The following is a 24,160-nucleotide window of genomic DNA, read 5'->3' on the forward strand; positions in this document are numbered from 1 at the left end:
TTAATTTTTCACAAAAAAAGTGTGTAATCAAAAATCGACTACACACTATAAATCCCTTAATTATAACATTTTTGCTCTTAACTCTTCATTTGATAATGGATGTAAATAACTTGGAGCTACATCAAATACAGTTTTACAACCTTTCATACCTTCTTGATTCATACGGTATGCTGCTCTAGCATAAGCAACTAGCACACTTGAAGTAAATTCTGGATTTGAATCAAGTTGTAAGCTATATTCTATAACATGTTTATTTTCATTTTCCCATCCAGTTGCACCACTGTATATTACAAAACCACCATGAGGTATTCCACTATGGTCTCTCTGAAGAGTTTCTTCATCTATAAAATGAACTGTTGTATCATATTCATCAAAATAGTTAGGCATTGTAACTATTTCTTCTTTTATTCTATCTAAGTCTGCACCTTCTTCTGCTACAACAAAAACTTCTCTTGTATGTTTTTCACGAGTAGTTAATGTTGGATTAGATCCACTTCTAACTGCATCTAATGCTTCTGGAACTGGTATTGTATACTGTCTAGCATCTTTTACACCTTCAACACGTCTTACTGCATCACTGTGTCCTTGGCTAACACCTTTTCCCCAAAATGTATAAGCTTCTCCTTCTGGTAAGATTGCACTAGCATAAACTCTATTTAATGAGAACATTCCTGGATCCCATCCAGTAGATATAACTGCTAGTTTATTTGATTTTTTACATTCTTCATCAACATTTTCAAAATGTTCTGGTATTCTTGCATGAGTATCAAAACTATCAACTACATTGAAATATTTAGCAAATTCTTTAGTCTGTTCTGGTAAATCTTTTGCACTTCCTCCGCATAATACCATAACATCTATATCATCTTTCATATTTATTGCATCTTCTATTTTATATACAGGAACATTCGCACTATGTGGATGTATGCTACTTGGATCTCTTCTTGAAAATATACCAACAAGTTCCATATCTTTTGTTTTACTTAGGGCTGATTCTACACCTCTTCCAAGGTTTCCATACCCAACTATTCCAACTCTTATCATTGTCAAAACCTCCATTGTCTTTAAATATAGTATAATAATATCATTAATTCTTTTTGTTTGTATATATTTTTTTTAAAAATTTTGAAACTCTTATGAGTAAATTTTTCATTTTTTATGCAGATATTTAATACCCTTTAATCTATTTTTCAAACATATAAAAAAACAACTAATATTTTTCATCAGTTGTCTTTTAAATTTATTTTATATATTTTATTTTCTTTTTTTTAAATCTTCTTCTATATCTTTTTTCCATCCACTTCCAATTTTTTTATCGCAGCATCTCATTATTTTAACAGCATTGGAAACTGACTCATAATTTAATTCTATTCCTCTCTCATCACAACAGAATTCTACCGCATAGTCTTCTTCTATTCCAAGGTTTTTAGCCTCCCCAATCGCATCTATATTTGCTCCTAAGAAAAGAAATTCCCATTTACTTTCCTCTTTAACTCTTTCAATCAATTTTTTTACATCATAATATCTGTATTTTTTACTGGCATTTTCAAGTCCATCTGTTATAATTACAAATACTGTCTTTTCTGGAATGTCTTCTTTTCTTGCATATTTATGAATATTTTTTATATGTTTTATAGAATCTCCAACTGCATCCAAAAGAGCTGTACAACTTATACAAACATAATCGTCTTCTGTAAGTTCTTTAACATCTTTTATATTCACTCTATCTAATAAAACATCACTCTTGTCATTGAAAAATACAACAGATACAAATGCATCCCCTTCTTCTCTTTTCTGTTTGTTAATAAGTGAATTAAATCCACCTATTGTATCACTCTCTAGCCCACTCATAGAACCCGATTTATCGATTATGAATACTAGTTCTGTAAATTTTTTCATACTACCATCTCCCATTTATATTCTTCTTTATATTTAAAGTATAAAATATTCCAAAATATAAATGGTCGCACGATAGGTGACAATTAAAAATTAAGTTATCTATTACAAATCTAATAACCTATTACCTAAACTAACACCCTATTAAATTTTCTCCAAAATCATATAAAATATCATTTACTTCAATCACATTATATATTTTATTTTCTATGCAATACTCAATTATAATATCAAATCTACTACTATGAGTCAACTTATATCCAGCTTTACCAATAAAATCATCTGTTTCATCTATATCTAGTTCAAATGCTAGTGCAAATGCAATTGCAGTTATTTTGCTAGGCTTATAATTTGGATTATTCTTTATTTTTGAAAAATGCTTTCTATCTATATTCGCTTTTCTATATACATCCACTGATTTAAGATTTCTTTTTTCTATAATAGAAAGAAGTTCCTTAGAAAAAGAATTTTCTAATTTTTGCTCCAAATCTTTCTCCGATATTCTTCTTCTCTTTTTCAAAAATTTATGAATATCAGAATTTTCCTTAACTTGTAAGCACTTCTCCTCTAGTGGTAAAGCACATATACTATCGTCGTTAAAAAATAACATTTCTTGATCTATATATCTATCTTTTATGTATTTATTAATTTCATTAAAAAGCTCTTTATCTATCTTATTTACCATAAATTTTTCTCCTTTTAAAAACACCCTTAAAATTCTTCTTCTGACTACTTGGTATTGAATTTCAAGGAGTTTAATTTTAGTTCCCAATACTTCAGAAAAAGTAAATCATACTACTTTAAAATCCAAATGGAATTATATTTGAAAGAATGAAAACTCTATAATAAAATCTCTATAACAAATTTTAAAAGGGACTATTGCAATTTATGCAACAGTCCCTCATTATTTATATTGAAATTTTAGTATCTAGGATTCTTTATAGAAGCCTGTGCAGCTGCAAGTCTTGCTATTGGCACTCTATATGGTGAGCAAGATACATAGTTAAGTCCTGTATTGTAGCAGAATTCAACTGATGATGGTTCTCCACCATGTTCACCACATATTCCTAATTTTAATTCTGGTTTAACACTTCTTCCTAGTTTAGCACCCATCTGAACAAGTTTTCCTATACCTTTTTGGTCTAAAACTTGGAATGGATCTTTTTCTAATATTTCTTTATCTACATATTCACCTAAGAATTTACCTGCATCATCTCTTGAATATCCAAATCCCATCTGAGTAAGGTCATTAGTACCAAAACTGAAGAAGTCTGCAACTTCTGCTATTTCATCAGCTGTTAAACAAGCTCTTGGTATTTCTATCATTGTACCTACAGTGTAGTCAACTTTAACACCTTTTTCTTCCATAACATTTGCTGCTGTTTCTTCTATCATTCCTCTTATAAGTTTTAATTCGTTTACTTCACCTACTAGTGGAACCATTATTTCTGGATGAACTTCTATTCCTTTTTCTTTAGCTTCTATTGCACCTTCTATTATTGCTCTTGCTTGCATTACACATATTTCTGGATAAGTAACAGCAAGTCTACAACCTCTGTGACCTAGCATTGGGTTAAATTCTTCAAGGTCAACTATTCTTTTTCTTATTTCTGATTCTGCTATACCCATACTTTCAGCAAGTTCTTTTATTGTTTCATCATCCTGTGGTAAGAATTCGTGTAGAGGTGGGTCAAGAAGTCTTATATTTACCGGTTTTCCTTCCATAACTTCAAATATTTCTAAGAAGTCCTGTCTCTGCATTGGAAGTATTTTAGCTAGAGCTTTTTCTCTTTGTTCTACATCTCTAGAAAGTATCATTTCTCTAACTGCAGGTATTCTATCTTCTTCAAAGAACATATGCTCAGTTCTGCATAGACCTATACCTTCAGCACCGAATTCTACTGCTGCTTTTGCATCTCTTGGATTATCAGCATTTGTTCTTACCATCATTTGTTTTGTTTCATCAACCCAAGACATTAATTTTTCAAAGTTTCCTGTAACTTCTACTGGAGATTGTTTTACTTCTCCTAAATATACTTTACCAGTTGAACCATCTATTGATAGATATTCTCCTTCTTTTATAGTAAGTTCTTCTGATCTTATTTCTTTAGCTGCTTCATCAACTTTTATTTCTCCACAACCAGCTACACAGCATTTACCCATACCTCTAGCAACAACTGCTGCATGAGATGTCATACCACCTCTAGCTGTTAATATACCTTCTGCTTTTACCATACCTTCTATATCTTCTGGTGAAGTTTCTTGTCTTACTAATAATGCTTTTTCTCCATTATTAACTGCCTCAACAACATCATCAGCATTGAAATATACTTTACCACAAGCTGCTCCAGGAGAAGCTGGTAATCCTTTAGCTATTATTTTAGCTTCTTTTAAAGCTTTATCTTCAAATGTTGGATGTAATAACTGATCTAACTGGTTAGGTTCTATTCTCATTATAGCTTCTTTTTTATCTATTATTCCTGCTTCAACTAAATCAACAGCTACATTTATAGCAGCTTTAGCTGTTCTTTTACCATTTCTAGTTTGAAGTATAAATAATTTCTGATTTTCTATAGTAAACTCTATATCCTGCATATCTTTATAATGATTTTCAAGTATTTGAGTTACTTTTACAAATTGGTCATATATTTCTGGCATTACTTCTTTTAGTGTAGATATATCTTGAGGAGTTCTTATACCTGCAACAACATCTTCACCTTGTGCATTTATTAAATATTCACCAAATAGTTTATTTTCTCCAGTAGCTGGATTTCTTGTAAATGCAACACCTGTACCACTTGTTTCACCCATATTACCGAATACCATTGACTGTATGTTTACAGCTGTACCAAGTTTATTTGATATATCATTTAATTTACGATATACTATGGCTCTTGGATTGTTCCAAGATCTGAAAACAGCTTCTATTGCTAACATTAATTGTTCTTTTGGATCTTGTGGGAAGTCACTTTTTACTTCTTTTTTGTATATAGCTTTGAATTCTTCAACTATTTCTTTTAAATCTTCAGTAGTTAAATCTGTATCAAATTTATATCCTTTTTCTTCTTTAACTCTATCAAGAACGTTTTCAAATTTATATTTTGGAACTTCCATAGCAACATCTGAGAACATTTGAATGAATCTTCTATAACTATCATAAGCAAATCTTTCATTTTGAGTTGCATCTGCTAATCCTAGAACACTATCATCATTAAGACCAAGGTTTAATATAGTATCCATCATACCTGGCATTGAAAATACTGCACCTGAACGAACTGATACTAATAAAGGATTTTTTGTACATCCTAATTTTTTACCCTGTAATTCTTCTAATTCTACTAAATGTTTTTCTATTTCTGATACAATTTCTGCTCTTATAGTTTTTTCATTATCATAATAGTCATTACAAGCATCTGTTGTGATTGTAAATCCTTGAGGAACAGGTAGTCCTATTTTAGTCATTTCTGCTAAATTTGCTCCTTTACCTCCTAGTAAAGATTTCATTTCTTTACTACCTTCGCTAAAACTATAAACATACTTAGTTTCCATTTTTTAACCCCCATTTTATAAATTTAAATTTATAACCTTATACTTTTACCTTATTATATTTATTTAAAGTGATTATTAATCACTATTTAACTTTTATACCTTTATAATATTTATTAGATTTCACCGTCTTTAAATATATTTAATCCATTTTCTTTCATTATATCTAAGATTATTCCAGCAGTTTCTTCTATAGCTTTGTTTGCTACATTTATTACTGGGCAACCTAATCTTTTGAATACGTTTTCTGAATAATCAAGTTCATCTAATATTCTTTCATAATTTGCGTAATTTGCTTTACTTGAAAGTCCTAATGCTTTTAGCCTTTCTGTTCTTATTTCATTTAATTTTTCCGGTGAATTAGTAAGACCTATTATTTTTTTAGAACTTACTTCTGATAATTCTTTTGGAATTGGAACTTCTGGCACTAATGGAACATTAGCAACTTTTATATGTTTATTGGCAAGATACATACTAAGTGGAGTTTTAGATGTTCTAGATATTCCTACTAAAACAAGATCTGCTTTTAATACTCCTCTTGGATCTTTACCATCATCATATTTAACTGCAAATTCTATTGCATCTATTCTTTTAAAGTACGATTCATCTAGTTTTCTTATTATACCTGGTTCTCTTTTTGGTTTTTTATCAAGTCTATTACTTATCTTACCAAGCATATCTGACATAAGATCTATTGAACTTATGTTTTCTTTTTCAGAAAATTCTCTGACAAAATCACACATATCGTCTTCAACTAATGTGTATACAACTATTGCATTATCCTTTTTTGCACTTTGTAATATATCTAAAAGCATTCCTTTTTCTGTTACAAAAGGAAATCTTTTTATTTCATATGGATCGCGTCCATAAAACTGAGACATAGCTGCTTTTATCATATTTCTAGCGGTTTCTCCTATTGAATCAGATATTGCATATATCATCAATTTATCCACTGACATTCCTCCTAACTATCTACCATTTCTAAAAATAATTTAGTTATATTTGTTTTAGATATTCTTCCTACAACTCTCATTTTTGATTGATCTTCTTTATCTCTTTCTATAACAGGAACTGAATCAACTTCATGTTCTATTATTTTTTTTGCAGCTGTAGTTACTGTATCTTCCTTATTTAGCGTGACTATGTTAGGCATTCTTGTCATTATCATACCGATGGGCATTTTATTTATATCTGCTCCACCTATTGTTGCCTTTAAAAGATCTTTTCTTGAAACAACTCCACAAAGATAGTCTTCATTGTCTATTATTACTATACTTCCTACATCAGATAAAAACATATTTACAATTGTATCGTATATGCTTGTATCTTTTTTTACAAGTACTGGGATACTCATAACACTTTCAACTTTTCTTTCTTTAATATTATTCCCTATAAGATTTACTTCATTTACTCCTGAATAAAAATATCCTACTTTTGGTCTTGCATCAAGTATTCCTGTCATAGTTAATATGGCAAGATCTGATCTAAGTGTAGCACGTGTGACATTTAAACTTGCGGCAATTCTTTCACTTGTTATAGGTTCATGCTCTTTTACTATATCTATTATCTTTAACTGCCTATCATTAAGTTGAATTTTAATCACCTTCCCTCATTGTGCTATACTTTTTCTTTAGCACTCTTATATTGTATATTATATAACTTAATATAGTGTTCTGTAAATAGAAAATTTACATTTTTATTAGAAATATTACATATTATTTAGCAATAATAACATATTTATGTCATATTAATAGGTTTTAATTTTTATTTACATCACACTGACTTCCCTTTATTTAATTATAACTTATATTTATGTTATATTAAATAGAAAATTGCAAAAAGTTTGATTTTTTATTTTTATTAATAAAAATAAGTATTTATTATTTAAATTTAATTTTTTTATTATTTTCCCTCATAAAAACTTAATTTAAAGATAAAAAAAGACTGACATAAATTGTGTCAGTCTTTTTTTTATTATATAATACTCTATTTATATTCTATCTTATTTAAGTCACATATAGAAAGCATTGTATCTGATATATTTTTTAGCATATTTAATCTGTTATTTCTTATATTATCATCTTTATCCATTACCATAACATTATCAAACATATTATCTACTGCTGGTTTTAAAGTAGCAAATGAATCTAGTGCTTTTCCATATTCTTTAGCTTCTAGATAGTCTTTTACTTCTTCTTTAACTGATTTAAATGATTCATATAATTCTTTTTCTGGAGATTCAACTAATAAAGATTCTTCTACAGTTATACCTTCAGCTTTTTCAGCTAAAGTAGAAACTCTATTAAATGCTGTAAGCATTTCAACTAATTCATCTTTATTTATCCATTCATTAAGTTCTAATGCTCTTTGATGCATGTCTGATATATCATTTATATCTGCGTTTAATATAGCTTCAACAACATCATATCTTATACCCATATCTCTAAACATATTTTTAATTCTTTCTGCACAGAAGTCCATCATCTGTCCAACAACTTCTTCTTTATTAAATTCTAAATCAGAATAATTATCAAGAGCTGCTTCAGATATTTCTTTTATATCTATAGTTAATTTATTAGACATTAATATATTTAGTATTCCTAGTGCTTGTCTTCTTAATGCAAATGGGTCTTGAGAACCTGTTGGCTGTATACCTATTGCAAAGAAACCAGCTATTGAATCAAGTTTATCAGCTATTGATACTATAGAACCTTCTAAAGATGTAGGTAATTCTGCACCAGCTGCTATTGGCATATAGTGTTCGTATATCGCTAAAGAAACTTCAGGATTTTCACCTTCTAATTTAGAATATTCCATTCCCATATATCCCTGAAGTTCATCAAATTCAAATACCATATTTGTAACAAGGTCTGCTTTACAAAGTTCTGCTGCTCTTACTACATTAGATTTTTTATCTGTGCATCCTAATGCATCTACTATTTTTGCTGAAAGTTTTGTTATTCTTTCAGATTTATCATATATTGTTCCAAGTTTTTCTTGGAATACAACTGTTTTTAGTCTATCTTTAAAGAACGCTAAATTTCTTTTTGTATCTTCTTTATAGAAGAATAATGCATCTGCAAGTCTTGCTTCAAGAACTTTTTCATTACCTGCTTTTACATTTTCAATTCCATAGCTATCACCATTTCTAACAGCTATAAAATACGGTAATAAATCACCATTTTTATCTTCTACTGGGAAATATCTTTGATGATCTTGCATAGGTGTTATTACTACTCTCTTTGGAAGTTTTAAATATTCTTTATCAAATTCTCCATAAAATGCAGTTGGATATTCAACTATACAAGTTACTTCATCAAGTAAATCTTCATCCATTACGACTTTTCCACCTAATGACTCTGCTACCTTGTTAGCTTGTTCAACTATTATAGCTTTTCTTTCTTCTTGATCAAGTATTACAAAGTTTTCTTTTAATTTATCTTTGTAATCTTCTACTGAATTTACTATTATTTCTTTAGAACCTAAGAATCTATGCCCTTTTGTTACATTAGATGCTATTATTCCTTCTAAATCTACTGGTAATACTTCATCATTAAGAAGTGCTACTAACCATCTTATAGGTCTAACAAATCTTATATCTTTTCCTGCCCAGTGCATTGCTTTTGGAAATACAACTGATTTTACAGCAAGTGGAAGTATTTCTTTTAATACCTCTGATGTTTCAGCTCCACTTTCTTTTATTGTAGCAAATAGATATTCATCTTTCCCTACTTGTTTAAAATATATGTCTTCAGGATTTAATCCTTTACTTCTCATAAAACCTTGTGCAGGTTTTGTAAAGTTTCCATCAGCGTCTAATGATATTTTTTTAGAAGGTCCTTTTACTTCTTCTTCTAAATCTTCTTGTTTATTAGATAATCCTTCTATAATAAAAGTTAATCTTCTAGGTGTTGCATATGTTTTTATTTCATCAAATTTTACTCTTTTTTCTTCAAGCATTTTTTCAGTACTTTCTTTTATCTGTTTTAAAGTACTTGCAACAAATCTTGATGGCATTTCTTCAACGCCTACTTCAAATAAAAGGTAGTTATTCATTATTTGTCACCATCCTTCTTTAATAGAGGGAATCCCATTTCTTCTCTCTGTTTTATATATGTTTCAGCTATTACTTTTGCCATATTTCTTACTCTACCTATAAATGCAGCTCTTTGACTTACACCAATTGCTCCTCTAGCATCAAGAGTATTGAATGTATGAGAACATTTTAAAACATAATCATAAGAAGGTATAACAAGTCCTTTATCCATTAATTTTAATGCTTCTTTTTCATATTCATCAAATAAATGGAATAATAACTCTGCATTACATTCATCAAATGAGTATACTGAGTTTTCGTATTCTTGTTTTTGGAATACATCTCCATAAGTTAATTCATCATTCCATTTTAAATCATATACACTATCTACATCCTGTATGTACATAGCTATTCTCTCAAGTCCATAAGTTATTTCTCCTGTTTCTAACTCACATTCTTGATTTCCTACTTGCTGGAAGTAAGTAAACTGAGTGATTTCCATTCCATCAAGCCAAACTTCCCAACCTAGGCCCCATGCACCTACTGTTGCACCTTCCCAGTTATCTTCTACAAATCTTATATCATGTTCTAATGGGTTTATACCTATTTCTTTTAAACTATCTAAATATAAGTCCTGTATATCATCTGGTGATGGTTTTAATATAACTTGGAATTGGTGATGTTGATATAATCTGTTTGGATTTTCTCCATATCTACCATCTGCTGGTCTTCTTGATGGTTCAACATAACACACTTTCCATGGTTCTGGACCAAGTGATCTTAAAAAAGTATTTGGATTCATTGTTCCTGCACCTTTTTCAACATCATAAGGTTGTGTAATGATACATCCTTGCTTAGACCAATATTTCTGTAAAGCAAGAATCATCTCCTGAAAATTCATAAAAATCCCTCCTAAATATATATAGCCTTCCGCATACACGAAAGGCTACTTTGCAATACTTTATATCTTTAAATATCAATTAATTTTTATTAATTAATATTAAATAACTTTAAATCAGTAAAATTAATTTTTATTAATCTGCTATTCAGCATTTTCGTCTTTTTCACATTCATTTATTAAATCATCTGTTATATCTTTATCATCTTTATTATCTTTCTTTTTAGACACTACATCTTTTAAATCTTTCGCCGTATTTAAAAACATATCTTTTAATACAATTGCCTTTTCTTCATTTAATTGGCCCAAATCAACTGATTCTCCATCTGATTCATTTTGTATCTTAATTCTATATTTTGATAAAACAGCGGCAGACATACCAAGAACTGTCATAAGAGGCATTATGGCTGCTCCTAAAACCCCTATAGTAAATGGTATATTCATCATAATTTTTCCATCTTTTTCTACAATTACTCTTACTTTATTACTCTTATCAAGTAACTCTTTTAATTGTATTTTTAATTCATCTATATCTTTTCCTATTTTTTCTTCTGTACTCTTTTTTGCTTCTTCGACATCAATTTTACTCTTTTCAAAAAAGTCTTCTACTTTTTTCTTTGCTTTAATTGCTCCAGAAGTTTCTTCTAGATAGATTATAGCATCAAGTATATCTCCTTCTGAATGAATAAGTGCTTCTTTAATTTCTTTATAACTAGCTGATGGAACTCTTTCCATCACTTTATCTACCATTTCAATTGTTATATTGCTCATATCTATCAGCTCCTTTTTAAAATTTATGTAAATCATTTAATATATTCAAAGATTTCATATTTAAATTGCTTATATATGCTGTAAGATAATTTTTCATAAGTTTAGATAACTCTTTAGTCAGTATTTTATTGACTTTCGCCCTACTTACATCTTCAATTTCATTTGATAATATATAAGTCATAAGTCTTCTAGTTGTTATATCTAATCTAATATTTCCTATGAATTTATCTGCACAATTTTTACAAAGCATACCACCTTCTTCTATATTAAATATTGCTCTTTGATCTGATATATCTCCACAAACACAACACTTATCTGTTATTGGCCTAAATCCCATACAATCTGAAAATTTAAGTTCAAAAGCAGCTGTTATAAATTCTTTATCCACATCTTTTTGAGTCAAAAGATACATAGTTTTCACTAATAAAGAAAATAGTTTATGATTTGTTTGATTTTCTAAAAGAGAATTTTCTACTAATCTAGATATATATGAAGCATAAGAAAATGCATCTATATCATATGAAATATCATAAAAACTTTTTATAATTTCACTTTGAGATACTCTATACATTCCTCTCTGCTTTTTTAATGTAAAATTACTATATGCAAAAAGTTGTGATGAAGGAAGTAGTGCTGATTTATTTCTTTTAGCACCTTTGGCTATTGCTGATACTTTTCCAAGATTTCTTGTAAATAATGTCAATATTACATCATTTTCTGAATATCTAGAAGTTCTAAGGACTATACCTTGTGTATTTAATATAACCAAATCTATCAATCCCTCCATAATAAAAGTCTAGTCTAAAATTTTTAATATCTAAAATTTTAATTTCAAAATAAGAATTATCTTATTATTAGTTAAAAAATATATTTATTATTTTAATTATACTATATTTTTGTTAATATTTATATATTTATATTGCTATTATCTTTAATATATTATCCCATTATTTGAGAAAGTATTGTAACTGATGTTAAGTAATATGCTCCTATTCCTATTATATCCAAAAGAGTTGATATAACAGGAGCTGATATAGTAGTTGGATCTAAGTCCATTTTTGTAAACATCACTGGTGCTAAAACTCCTATTATAGCCCCAATAACCATATTTACAAATAGCGATATTGATATGACTAAAGCCATATTAAAGTTCTTTCCTACTAAATATATTGCTATTGCTGCAATAATACTACTTACTAATCCTGTAATTATACCAACTATCCATTCTTTAGCAATATCTTTAACTGTCATATCCCTATTGGATAGAGTTATTATTGTAACTGAAGATGTTTGGCAACCTACATTACCACCCATTCCTATAACTAATGGTACAAAGAATAAAAGTTGCACAAATCTTGTATCTATTAAACTATCAAAATTGGACATTAAAGAAGCCGCTATAAGACCACCCAATAATGTCAGTAAAAGCCAAGGTAATCTCCCTCTTATTGAAGAAAAAATTTGTTGTGATAAAGTTGAATTTTCATCTTCAGCTGCATCTCTTTCATGTTCAGAACTTCCCGCTAACTTATACATATCTTCATTAGCTTCTTCTTCCATAACATCTATTATATCGTCAACTTTTATTATTCCTCTAAGTTTTCCCTCTTTGTCGACAACTGGAATTGCAACCAAATTGTATTTAGATACTAACCTTACAGCTTCTTCTCTATCTTCATAATCATAAACTGATATTAAATTTTCAATCATTAAATCTTCAACTATAGCATCATCTCTAGCTACTATAAGTTCTCGAAGTGATAAAACTCCAACTAATTTTTCTTCATCATCTACTACATATATATAATAAATAGTCTCAGCATCCTCTGCTTCTTCTCTCATTTTTTCAATTGCTTGAAGTGCAGTCATATCTTTATTTATAGATATATAACCTTTTGTCATTGTTCCACCAGCTGTATCGTCTTCATAGAATAAAAGTTCTTTTACTCCTTCAGCATCCTCTGGATTTAGATAATCTATAATTTTTAATCTTTCATCTTCTTCAAGTTCATTTAAAATATCTGCCATATCACCTAAAGACATACATTCTAATATGTTTTTTGCATGTTCTATTTCTAATTTAGAAAGCATTTTACTAAAAAATGCTACTCCACTTTCTTCTAATATAGAAGCTGCCATATCACTTGGAAGAATCTCAAATAATTTTACTTGCATTTCTTCATCTTCCAAATTTTCCATAACATCATATATATCTATTATATGATATTCTTCAAGTAATTCTCTAAGTTCAAAATATCTATGATTTTCAATTAACGATTTGACCTCGTCCACCAAATCTTGTGATGTTTCTTGCATCCTGTCCATTTTATCCACCTTTTTATTATATTTTGTATTTTAAATACAATTAATTATTATCATTGAGCCCAAAATTATTTATATAATTTTGTAAATTTCTCCAGTTTTCTTTTACTTTTACCCATAACTGAAGATTTATTTGAGAACCTAAAAGTAATTCTATATCTTGTCTTGCAGATTTACCTATTCCTTTTAGTTTTCTTCCACCTTTTCCAATTATTATACCTTTATGAGAATCTCTTTCACAGTATATAACTGCAGATATATCTATTATATCTTTATTTTGTCTTTTTTTCATTCTTTCAATTTCAACTGCTACTCCATGTGGCACTTCATCATCAACATAATGAAGCACTTTTTCTCTTATAAGTTCTGCTATAAGCACTCTTTCTGGTTGATCTGTTACCATATAATCAGGGAAATATTTAGGTCCTTCTTCTAAATCTCCTTTTATAACATCTATAAGAGTATTTACATTTTTGCCTTTTAATGCTGATATTGGTACGATTTCTTTAAATATTTTTTCATCATCATACATTTTTATTAAATCAAATAATTCATCTTTATCTGCTATTTGATCTATTTTGTTTATCACTAAAACTATTGGAGTTTTTGATCCCCTTAAATCTTCTATTATTCTTCTATCTCCAGGTCCTATTTTTCTTGAATCATCTACAACAAATAATATTAAATCTACATTGCTAAATGCATCTGTAGCTGCCTTTACCATTATTTCTCCAAGTTTATTTTTAGGTTTATGTATTCCTGGTGTATCTAAAAATACTACTTGAGATTCTTCATCTGTATATACTGCTTGAATTGTATTTCTAGTTGTTTGAGGCTTATTACTCATTATAGCTATTTTTTCGCCTACAACATTATTCATTAAAGTAGATTTTCCTACATTTGGTCTACCTACTATACTGACAAATCCTGATTTAAACATATAATTTTCTCCTATCTTTTATTAATAAAAAATACCTAATTGGAATACTAATATAGCTATTAATGTACCTAATACACCTCCTGCTACCGTCTCCCAAAACGTATGTATTTTCCCTTCTATTCTACTTTGTGCAACTAAAACTGCCATTAAATATGCAAGTGTTGACGCCTCCACTCTTTCTGTCATAAGAGTTATTGCTGTTGCTATTGCAAAAGATAATGCTGCATGTCCACTTGGCATTCCTCCTTTTAATGGAGTTCCTGTATTTGTTATTGCTTTTGCTACAACAACAGAAAGCAATACCAACAAAATGCATATAAGTGTTATGTGCATTTCAGATTCTCTTATTGAATATATAAGATACCCTGAAAGTTCTGTTAGTTTATCATAAAAAATAATATATCCTACAGCAACTGCATTTAGCGAAACTACTAAAACTGCTCCTGCTGCTACATCTTTAGCAATTTTTGCCAATTCGTGATACTCTGACGTAACTAAATCGACAGTTTTTTCTACTGCAGTATTAAACATTTCTGCAACAATTACAAGTGTTATAGCTATTAAAAGCATTATAAATTCTAACTTTGATAATTTAAAAAACAAACTAATAACTAAAACCATAACTGCTATTAAATAATGGATTTTCATATTTCTTTCTGATTTAAAAGTATATATTATCCCTTCTATTGCAGCGTTAAAAGATTTTATTATATTTTGCTTTCTTTTCTTTTTTTTCTTACCATTTTCTTCCATAGCAATATACTCCTTTTACTAAAAACTAATTTCTAGTTATATTTAATTTAGTAAGTACTGCTTCTTCTTTTTCTCTCATTTCTTTAGTATTTTCTTCTGTATCATGGTCATATCCTAAAAGATGGAACATACTATGACATACTAAAAAACATACTTCTCTTTCAAAGCTATGTCCATATTCTACACTTTGTTCTAATGCTCTTTCAAGAGATATAACTATATCACCTAAAGATTGTTCTTCATATTCTACATCTTCAAATTCATCTGATAGCATAGGGAATGATAATACATCTGTTGCTCTATCAACTCCTCTAAATTGTTTGTTAAGTTCATGAATTTCTTTATTATCTACAAAAGATATACTTATATCATAATCATCACTATATCCTTCATAATCTAATACTTCTTCTACTATATCTTCTATTTTTTCATAAATTTCATCACTAAGGTCTATTTTTTCTTGTCTATCATCAAATATATATCTCATAATATCTCCTACTTTTTATTTGTTTTTTCTCTTTTTTTCTTCTATTTTTTCTTTTTTATAAGCTTCTTTTCTATCATATTTATCATATGCTTTTATTATTCTTTGTACTAACTCATGTCTAACTACATCTCTATCAGTTAATTCTTTAATTCCTATTCCTTTTACATCTTTTAATATATATGTAGCTTGTACTAATCCACTTTTTTTATTAGATGGTAAATCTGTTTGAGTTATATCTCCTGTAACAACTGCTTTAGAACCAAAACCTAATCTAGTCAAAAACATCTTCATTTGTTCTGATGTAGTATTTTGTGCTTCATCTAAAATTATAAATGCATTATCTAATGTTCTTCCCCTCATAAATGCAAGAGGAGCAACTTCTATAATACCTCTTTCTATATATTTATTAACTTTATCTCCACCTAGCATATCAAACAAAGCATCATAGAGTGGTCTTAAATATGGATCTATTTTTTCTTGTAAATCTCCAGGTAAATAACCTAAACTCTCACCAGCTTCAACTGCAGGTCTAGTTAATACTATCCTATTTACTTCATCTCTTTTAAATGCTTGTACTGCCATAGCAACTGCTAAATACGTTTTTCCTGTACCTGCTGGACCTACCCCAAATGTAATATCATTATTTTCTATTAATTTTACATACTCTTTTTGGCCTAATGTTTTAGGTTGTACTGGAGTTCCTTTTTTAGTAAGAACTATTGTTCCTTCTAGTTCTTGTATTCTATTTTCATCACCATCATTAAGTAAAGATATAGAATATAGTATTGATTGTTTATCTAATGATTTTCCTTTTGATACTGTAGTGTGTAATTCATTTAATAAACTATTTGCAGCTTCTACATTTTTTTCTTCACCTATTATTATTAAATTGCCTTCTCTAAGAGTTGTATCTATATTAAGTGCTTTTTCTATAAGCTTAATATTTTCATCAAAATTTCCAAATAATTCTCTTTCAAAATTTGGTTCTGATATAAGAAATTTCTTTTGTACTATCAATTCACTATTTCCTCCTAGCCAAAATATCTATCATTTTTAATTTTAATTAATTATTTATAATTCTACATTCTATATTATACCATTTTTATTAATTATTTCATAATTATTTTAATTGCTTTAAATTTTTATTTAAAAATAAAAATACAGATTAAAATTTATTTAACTATAAATAAACTTAATCTGTATTTTATAAATTCATTAAAACTTTTTTATACTTACTCTTTTACAAAATGTGATTTATCTACTCCGCATATTGGACATACATAATCATCTGATTCTTTTGTTATATCTCCTTCATATACATAGCCACATACATCACAATAGTAACTTACTTTATCATCTTTTTTTTCTTCACTTATTTCTTTTTTACTTTCAATATTATCTTCTATTTTTTCAAAGTGTGATTTATCTACTCCGCATATCGGACATACATAATCATCTGATTCTTTTGTTATATCTCCTTCATATACATAGCCACATACATCACAACGATAACTTACTTTTTCTTCTTTTTTATCTTTTTTTTCTTCTTTATAATTATTATCTATTTCCGGTTTTACATAAGTTGGTGCATTCTTTGGAGCTTTTCCTTTTATAACTTTATGATAGTAATCATAAGTCATAGGTTTATGTTCTCCTACAAAATCTGCATCTACAACTTTTGCTACTATTAAAGAATGTGTACCTATATCTGTAAATGATACAACTTCACAAATTAAATAACCACTTATATTTTCAACTATTACTGGTAATTTATCTACATATTCATATTTAAAACCTTCATATTTATCCATTTCTTCAGATGAACGGAAACCAAATGATCTAATAACTTCTGGATTAGTATCTTCAGATAGTATCGATATGCTAAATTTTCCTTCTTCTCTTATACAATCATGTGTAAAATTATTTTTATTTAAACAAACACATATCATTTCTGGTTCTGCTGTTACTTGAAATACTGTATTTACTACACAGCCAACTTTTCTTCCATATTTTAAAGTTCCTACTGTATAAAGTCCATATGATAATTTTTGTAAAACTCTACTATCCATCTTTGCTTCCTCCTATTTTTTATCTTATATTTTTTATATACCCTTTTTAATATTATTCAAACAAAAAGGACTATCAATTTGATAGCCCTTTAATTAACTTTATATTTCTTGTTCTATAAGTCCATATCCTCCATCTTTTCTTTTGTAAACTAGACAAATTTCAAAGTTATCTTGATTCTTGAACATATAGAAATCATGTCCTATTAAATCCATCTGTAGTATAGCTTCGTCTACACTCATAGGTTTTAAACTGAATTTTTTTCTTCTTTCTATTATTATTTCTGGTTCTTCTGGTTCATAATCTAGTTCTTCTGCTAATTCTTCTATGCCTTCATATCTTATAGAGAAGTTTCCTGGTACTCTATTTTTAAATTTATCTTTATATTTAATAATTTGTCTACTTAATTTGTCACAAACTAAATCAATCGCTGGATATAAATTATCTTGTTCTTCTTCAACTCTTATTGTATGACCATTTACATTCGGTATCATAACTTCCACTTTTTGTCTGTTTTTTGTAGCACTAACAGTTACTTTCACTTCTGTATCTGGATCAAGATATTTTTCTAATTTTCTTAGTTTGTCTTCAGTATATCCTTTTATACCATCTGTTAATTTAACATGTTTTCCAGTTACTATAACTTTCATAAAAACCTCTCCCTTCGCCAATACATATTTTATTGCTTGATATGATATGTATTTCTTTAGCTTGTATTAATGATAACGCTTTTCTTTTTGAATTTACAGACTTTTCTTTATATTTTTTTTATGTTATTATAAAAATAACTGAGTGTCATTTTCGATAAAAATAAATTATTTATAAATATAAAAAAATCGCCTATAAATAGGCGATTTTTTTTATTTTTATATTATAATCCGAAACGTTTTATTTTTTGATCCCAAACTTTATCAAATGCTTTCTCTTCATTTAATGTTACATCCATTCTTCCTTTTAGATAGAAGTATTCTTTATCTGCTGTCTGTGTAACAACTATATCAGCATTTGTCCACCAACCTTCTCTTCCTAATCTCATATTCTGAGTTATAGTGTATTCAGCTGTTAGTGGATCTTTGTTAGATAAATTAAGTTCTCTTTTTAAGTTATGTTCAACTGTAACATCAACATCATCAAATCTGTATATACCTTCTCCGAATACTCCTCCAACACCATCTGTTATACAAGTCCAAGTGTCTGTTAGTATATCATATGATACTGATCTATCAACTCTTCCTTCTGTTAAGAAAGTAGCTGGTGTTAATGGTGCAGATTCTGGCTGCATATTAGGACCTTCACAATCTTTTCCTGTAAATACTGGTAATTTAAATTTAGCTGTATCTAATGATAGAGTAAGTGCAGCATCTTCAGGCATAGGCCAGAACATAGGCCAGAATGTAGTTGCAAGTGATACTCTTATTCTATGTCCTACTGGGAAATTATGTCCACAGCAATCTAAGTTTACAAATGCTTTTGTTTTCTGTCCTGGAACTAATTCAACAACTTTGTCATGGCCTTCTAAATGAGTTAAATTCATTACTCCATAAGAAACTCTAGTAACTGCTCCATTTGGTGCTACATCTGATAACTGAGCAAATAACATTGCTTTTGGTTTATCACTTGTTAATTCAACTTCAAATCTTGGATATCCTAATATTTCTATTTCTTCTGTTAATACATCTGTTTCAAATACCATAGCCATACCATCATCAACTCTTTGGTCTGATGGACTTTCTCCAAGTACTCCAGCACCCATCCATTCTCCTGCTAATAGACCATGATTTTGTGGAGTCTGTAAAACAACTTCTTCTTTATTATTATTTTCTTCTTCCATTAATTTACCATGAGTAAATGACATTACTTTATCATTTACATCTTTACTTGGCCATGATTCTAGACCAACCCATCTACCTTCACTTACTGGATGAACTGCTTCTGGTAACATGCTATCTTCTAACCATGCTTGTATCTGTGGACAATCTAATGCATCATTATCTATTTTCTTTAACCATTTATCCCACCATTTTGTAGCTTCTTGTAAGAATCCCATAGCTGGTCCTGGTACACCATCATGAGCATAAACATGAGCCCAAGGTCCTATGATTCCTTTTCTTGGAACACTTAGTCCATTCATTAAAGTCATAACTGTATTTGTATATGAATCTGCCCATCCATCTATAGCCATTACTGGAACTTTTATAGCAGAATAATCTTCACAAACAGATCCATGTTTCCAATATTCATCTCTTGTTTGATGTTCTAACCAATTAGCCATCCATAATGGCATTTCATCTAATCTATTTATCCATGCATCTTTCCATGCATCGCCTACTATATGTGGATCTAATGGTCTTGACTGATATGCAAGCATTATTGCTCCCCACCAGAAGTTATCATTTAATAAACAACCACCTTTATAATGTATATCTTGGTTGAATCTATCATCTGTAAATCCTACTGTTATTACTGCTCTTAATGCTTCTGGTTGTCTTGCAGCTACTTGTAAAGAGTTGAATCCTCCCCAAGATTTCCCCATCATACCTACATTTCCATCACACCAAGGCTGTTTACTTATCCAATCTATAACTTCAAGAGCATCATCTTGTTCTTGTTTTATATATTCATCTCTTAATAAACCATCTGATTCTCCTGTACCTCTCATGTCAACACGAACTACAACATATCCATGGCCTGCAAAATAACCATGCATTGGTTCGTCTCTCATTCTTGTTCCATCTGTTTTTCTATAAGGAATATATTCTAGTATTGCTGGTAATGGTTCATCAGTTTCTGGGAACCATATTCTTGAAGATAGTTTTGTTCCATCTTTTAATGTAATCCATTCATTTTCAACAGCATTAAATTTATAAGGCTGTTCATTTAATATTATTCTTTCTTTGCATTCAACACCCATTTTATATTTCCTCCTTATTATTTAGGCAGCTACCCTATTTGTTTATTTTTTTTATATATCTGTTCCAAATTATTAAACCAGATATTATTACTATTAATCCGCCACCTATCATTTCTATTTCATATATTATATTATCTCTAAATGTTCCCATTACAGGAGCACATGAGAATAATATTCCCATGACACATAAAACTAATGTTTCATATCCTATTCCTATACAAACTTTATTACTTTTTGACATTTCATATCCATTATAATTATCATTTTTACTTGCTTTTCTTATTTTTATATATGATATTAAAAGTAATACATATGGCAATAATGCCGTAAGTGCTGTCATAGTTACTAGAATATTATATATAATATCAACCCCAGGCATAACTGCTGTTGCTATTAACAATAATGATACAATTACTGTTTGTAGTATTACTGCTTTTTCTGGAATCCCAACAGAATTAACTTTTGTAAATTTTTCTGGGAACATTCCTTTTGGTACAGATCCAAATAGCATTTTTATTGGAGATGCTATATATATTATAGTTGCTCCTAACATTGAAAATGCTACTCCACCAGCTATAATTCTAACAATCCAATTTCCTATACCTAACATAGCTGAAACTTTTCCAATAGAATCAAGTATTCCTGTAGATGCTTGTATTTCTTCTGGAGGAAGTATCATTGTTATTGCTATAGATCCTAGTATATAAAGACCTGCAACCAATATTGCTGATATTAGTATAGCTTTTGGATATGTCTTTTTAGGATTATCTATTTCTGTTATAAAGTTTGCTATTACTTCAGCTCCTGTGAATCCAAATATAATCCCAGAAACTGCAACTAGTGAATCTGGAGTCAATTTAGGAGTCATCGTAGCCAAACTATAAACAGATGCTGAAGGTTGTTTTTTTAATATAACTATTGCTATAAATGCAAATGTTATTAATATTACTGATGGTATAAATGATCCAAACGCTCCAAAACTTGTAAATATCTTAGATCCTCCCATACCCTTCATACTCATCATTGATAGTAACCAGAATATAACTACTGATAATACCATCACTATAATCTTATTATTTGCCATTTCTGGTTTGCCTATAAAATAACTTATATTTATAACAAAGAATGTCATAAACGATGCATACCAGAAAATCTTTGATGTCCAATTTAGCCAAGCTGCCATAAATCCGTATTTTTCCCCAAGTGCTTCCTTAACCCATACATATAATCCACCATCACTTTTATCCGAGAATCTATTTGCTAATTCTGCACATATAAGTGCTTGTGGTATAAAAAATAGTATTGCAAACACTAACCACGAAGGTATTGCTGCTAATCCTAATCCAAAAGATGACGCTGTTGATTTTGCTATCCATCTTATTCCATATAAAGTTGATATACTCATTAGAATAAGGTCAAACAATTTAATTTTTTTCGCCATTTGAACACCTCTTTTCAAATTTATTTACTATGCTTTATTCATAAGATAATTTATACATGAAATAAATTTTTCTATATATTTTTGAGAATCAAATTTTTCATTTTTTCTTGCTGCTATTGTTATATATTCATGAGCTACACAAATAGTTATTTCATTTATTATATTTATGTCTTCATCATTTATATATCCAACTTTAGAAATTTCTTGAAGGCATGTTTTATTTCTATTTTCCAAACTTCCTAGTTTCAAAATTCTATAATTTTCTTCTAACTCACTTTCAACTGGAAAAATTTCGTAATATTCTTTCATCATATCTTCTATGCTTTCATCTCCACTAAAAAATACATATTCAAATGCTTTAGGATGATTAAATGCATTTTTTAAAAATATTTTCCATTCTAGTATAAATTTTTTAAGTTCATTAGTTTCACTTTTTATACCTTCAATAAATTCTTTATTATATTCTTCTAAATATTGTATTGATGCAAAAGCAATCATATGATCTAAACTCTTAAAATAATTATATATTGTTGCACTATTATAACCAGCTAAATCAGCTACCTTTCTTATGGTTACTTTATCAACACCTTCATTTTCCATTATTTCTTGAGTAGCTTCAATGAAATACATCATTTTTCTTCTTCTCTGTATTTCTTTATTTCTTTCTTTTATATTCGATATTTCCATATTAATCCCTCCTCATTTCAATTAATTTGTATAAATAATATAACATATTATTGATTGACATAAGGATTTTATTATCTATTATGCTTCTAATGTTGTTTTTTCTTCTTTTACTTTTATACTCATTCTATATTCTTTAGTGATTTTCTTCCATATAAGGACAAATACAACCCCTGCTATTGCTAATCCTAGTAAAATACCAAAGAATACTTTATAACCTAATATACCTTGGAATTTATCTATACACTTACCTGCTATTATTGGCATTATAATTTCAGGACTGTATCCTAACATCATAAGAGGCATTGTTACAGCACCTGTTACCTCTACTGGATAATCTGCTTCTGATAAAATAGCAAAGTGTAATGCTTGTAATGCATACATTGTTGTATATATTAATGCTATTGATATTAATAACATAAATATCATTGAAGGTTTTCCAGGTACTAATATTAATGCTCCTATACCTAAAATCATTAATATATAAGAAATTATAACCATATTTGATACACCTATTTTATCACCTATAACTCCAGCACCCATACAACCTATAGGTCTACAATACTGTGATAAATAACCAATTGCCGCTGATATTACAGCTGTTGTTCCAAATGCTAATGATGCATATGGTGTTATATAATAATAACTTACTATCATTGCATAAGAAGGGAATATTATTAATGCTGCAACCCATGTTGTTTTCATTTTTAATATCTTTTTAAGTGCATTCCAATCAAATGAAGTTTTACCTTCTTCTTTATTTTCTTCTTCTACTTCTTTATATAATAACATTATTGCAACTGCAAGTATTAAACATATTACTGAATAAACTATTATAACTGCTGATAATGCCATTTTTTCACTCATTCTTTTTGAGAAAAATGCAAATATTGCTAAAACAAATATTGATTGAACTATATTAGTTATACCTCTTCCACCTTCAAAGAAACCAAATGCTTTTCCTTGTTCATTTTCACTTGCTAATGATCTAACAGCTTTTACTAAAGCACTCCAGAAAGTAAGAATTGAAGTAATACCCCACGCTGCATGTATTCCTAATAATACTGGATATGGAGGGTATGTTAATAAAGAGAATCCCAATATTCCTGTTGTAATTAATGAAATCATTAAAAGATTTTTTGTTTTCCATCTATCAGCACAGTATCCACCAAAAACATATGATATCAAACAACAAACTCCATAAGCACTTCCTAACGTCCCCATCTGTGTATTTGTTAACTTAAATGCCTCTAAAAAAGTATCATAGTAATAATTTCTAAAATAAGGTAATGCATATATTAATGCACCTGATATAGATAATATTACTAATGTAGGCATATTTTTCTTTAATTTACCTTCATTCATATTATTTCGCACCTCCGCCTTGTTATGTTATAATCATAACATA

General features: G+C 28.8%; 21 protein-coding genes. All 21 read right to left on the bottom strand.

Annotated elements, in window-relative coordinates; genetic code table 11:
• Positions 1 to 60: 60 nt before the first annotated feature.
• Positions 61 to 1,044, bottom strand: a complete 984-nt coding sequence (locus Q1J78_RS04165; protein ID WP_300278273.1) for a diaminopimelate dehydrogenase — start codon at positions 1,042 to 1,044, stop codon at positions 61 to 63.
• Between the two features lie 210 nt (positions 1,045 to 1,254).
• A complete protein-coding gene (locus Q1J78_RS04170) occupies positions 1,255 to 1,899 on the bottom strand; it encodes a vWA domain-containing protein (protein ID WP_300278276.1) in 645 nt (214 codons plus the stop codon).
• A 130-nt stretch (positions 1,900 to 2,029) separates the two neighbouring features.
• Positions 2,030 to 2,581 (bottom strand): hypothetical protein, encoded by a 552-nt coding sequence (locus Q1J78_RS04175; protein WP_300278279.1) that lies wholly within the window; start codon positions 2,579 to 2,581, stop codon positions 2,030 to 2,032.
• Between the two features lie 236 nt (positions 2,582 to 2,817).
• Positions 2,818 to 5,445 carry a pyruvate, phosphate dikinase gene (gene ppdK / locus Q1J78_RS04180; RefSeq protein ID WP_300278282.1) on the bottom strand — a complete coding sequence of 876 codons (2,628 nt, stop codon included), beginning with the start codon at positions 5,443 to 5,445 and terminating at the stop codon, positions 2,818 to 2,820.
• A gap of 113 nt (positions 5,446 to 5,558) precedes the next feature.
• Positions 5,559 to 6,401, bottom strand: a complete 843-nt coding sequence (locus Q1J78_RS04185; RefSeq protein WP_300278285.1) for a pyruvate, water dikinase regulatory protein — start codon at positions 6,399 to 6,401, stop codon at positions 5,559 to 5,561.
• A gap of 5 nt (positions 6,402 to 6,406) precedes the next feature.
• Complete coding sequence (ccpN, locus tag Q1J78_RS04190) at positions 6,407 to 7,045, bottom strand: transcriptional regulator CcpN (protein WP_300278288.1); 639 nt, start codon at positions 7,043 to 7,045, stop codon at positions 6,407 to 6,409.
• A gap of 383 nt (positions 7,046 to 7,428) precedes the next feature.
• Positions 7,429 to 9,498: a glycine--tRNA ligase subunit beta gene (glyS, locus tag Q1J78_RS04195; protein ID WP_300278291.1), complete on the bottom strand. Its 2,070-nt coding sequence runs from the start codon at positions 9,496 to 9,498 to the stop codon at positions 7,429 to 7,431.
• The gene (gene glyQ / locus Q1J78_RS04200) at positions 9,498 to 10,379 is read right to left on the bottom strand and encodes a glycine--tRNA ligase subunit alpha (protein WP_300278294.1); all 882 of its coding nucleotides are present in this window, start codon (positions 10,377 to 10,379) and stop codon (positions 9,498 to 9,500) included. The genes glyS and glyQ overlap by 1 nt, the downstream gene beginning before the upstream one ends.
• Before the next feature lie 141 nt (positions 10,380 to 10,520).
• Positions 10,521 to 11,147, bottom strand: coding sequence for a DUF4342 domain-containing protein (locus Q1J78_RS04205; protein WP_300278297.1), 627 nt, complete (start codon positions 11,145 to 11,147; stop codon positions 10,521 to 10,523).
• Positions 11,148 to 11,163: 16 nt separating this feature from the next.
• The gene (gene recO / locus Q1J78_RS04210; protein WP_300278300.1) at positions 11,164 to 11,916 is read right to left on the bottom strand and encodes a DNA repair protein RecO; all 753 of its coding nucleotides are present in this window, start codon (positions 11,914 to 11,916) and stop codon (positions 11,164 to 11,166) included.
• A 170-nt stretch (positions 11,917 to 12,086) separates the two neighbouring features.
• Entirely contained in the window at positions 12,087 to 13,472 is a 1,386-nt protein-coding gene (gene mgtE / locus Q1J78_RS04215; protein ID WP_300278303.1) for a magnesium transporter, read from the bottom strand.
• A gap of 40 nt (positions 13,473 to 13,512) precedes the next feature.
• Positions 13,513 to 14,409, bottom strand: a complete 897-nt coding sequence (era, locus tag Q1J78_RS04220; protein WP_300278305.1) for a GTPase Era — start codon at positions 14,407 to 14,409, stop codon at positions 13,513 to 13,515.
• 21 nt (positions 14,410 to 14,430) lie between these two features.
• Positions 14,431 to 15,162 carry a diacylglycerol kinase gene (locus Q1J78_RS04225; protein WP_300278307.1) on the bottom strand — a complete coding sequence of 244 codons (732 nt, stop codon included), beginning with the start codon at positions 15,160 to 15,162 and terminating at the stop codon, positions 14,431 to 14,433.
• A gap of 25 nt (positions 15,163 to 15,187) precedes the next feature.
• Positions 15,188 to 15,649, bottom strand: a complete 462-nt coding sequence (gene ybeY / locus Q1J78_RS04230) for an rRNA maturation RNase YbeY (protein ID WP_300278310.1) — start codon at positions 15,647 to 15,649, stop codon at positions 15,188 to 15,190.
• Between the two features lie 15 nt (positions 15,650 to 15,664).
• Positions 15,665 to 16,666: a PhoH family protein gene (locus tag Q1J78_RS04235; protein ID WP_300278312.1), complete on the bottom strand. Its 1,002-nt coding sequence runs from the start codon at positions 16,664 to 16,666 to the stop codon at positions 15,665 to 15,667.
• A gap of 215 nt (positions 16,667 to 16,881) precedes the next feature.
• The gene (locus Q1J78_RS04240; protein ID WP_300278315.1) at positions 16,882 to 17,718 is read right to left on the bottom strand and encodes a flavin reductase; all 837 of its coding nucleotides are present in this window, start codon (positions 17,716 to 17,718) and stop codon (positions 16,882 to 16,884) included.
• 99 nt (positions 17,719 to 17,817) lie between these two features.
• Positions 17,818 to 18,366, bottom strand: a complete 549-nt coding sequence (gene hpf, locus Q1J78_RS04245) for a ribosome hibernation-promoting factor, HPF/YfiA family (protein WP_300278318.1) — start codon at positions 18,364 to 18,366, stop codon at positions 17,818 to 17,820.
• Positions 18,367 to 18,587: 221 nt separating this feature from the next.
• On the bottom strand, positions 18,588 to 20,627 hold the full coding sequence (locus tag Q1J78_RS04250) for a CocE/NonD family hydrolase (RefSeq protein WP_300278321.1): 2,040 nt from the start codon (positions 20,625 to 20,627) through the stop codon (positions 18,588 to 18,590).
• 34 nt (positions 20,628 to 20,661) lie between these two features.
• Positions 20,662 to 22,068 (bottom strand): APC family permease, encoded by a 1,407-nt coding sequence (locus tag Q1J78_RS04255; RefSeq protein ID WP_300278324.1) that lies wholly within the window; start codon positions 22,066 to 22,068, stop codon positions 20,662 to 20,664.
• A 27-nt stretch (positions 22,069 to 22,095) separates the two neighbouring features.
• Complete coding sequence (locus tag Q1J78_RS04260) at positions 22,096 to 22,755, bottom strand: TetR/AcrR family transcriptional regulator (protein ID WP_300278326.1); 660 nt, start codon at positions 22,753 to 22,755, stop codon at positions 22,096 to 22,098.
• Between the two features lie 78 nt (positions 22,756 to 22,833).
• Entirely contained in the window at positions 22,834 to 24,117 is a 1,284-nt protein-coding gene (locus Q1J78_RS04265; protein ID WP_300278329.1) for an MFS transporter, read from the bottom strand.
• Between the last annotated feature and the right edge of the window lie 43 nt (positions 24,118 to 24,160).

The sequence above is a fragment of the Peptacetobacter sp. genome (assembly GCF_029264495.1).
In the GTDB taxonomy this organism is placed as follows: domain Bacteria; phylum Bacillota; class Clostridia; order Peptostreptococcales; family Peptostreptococcaceae; genus Peptacetobacter.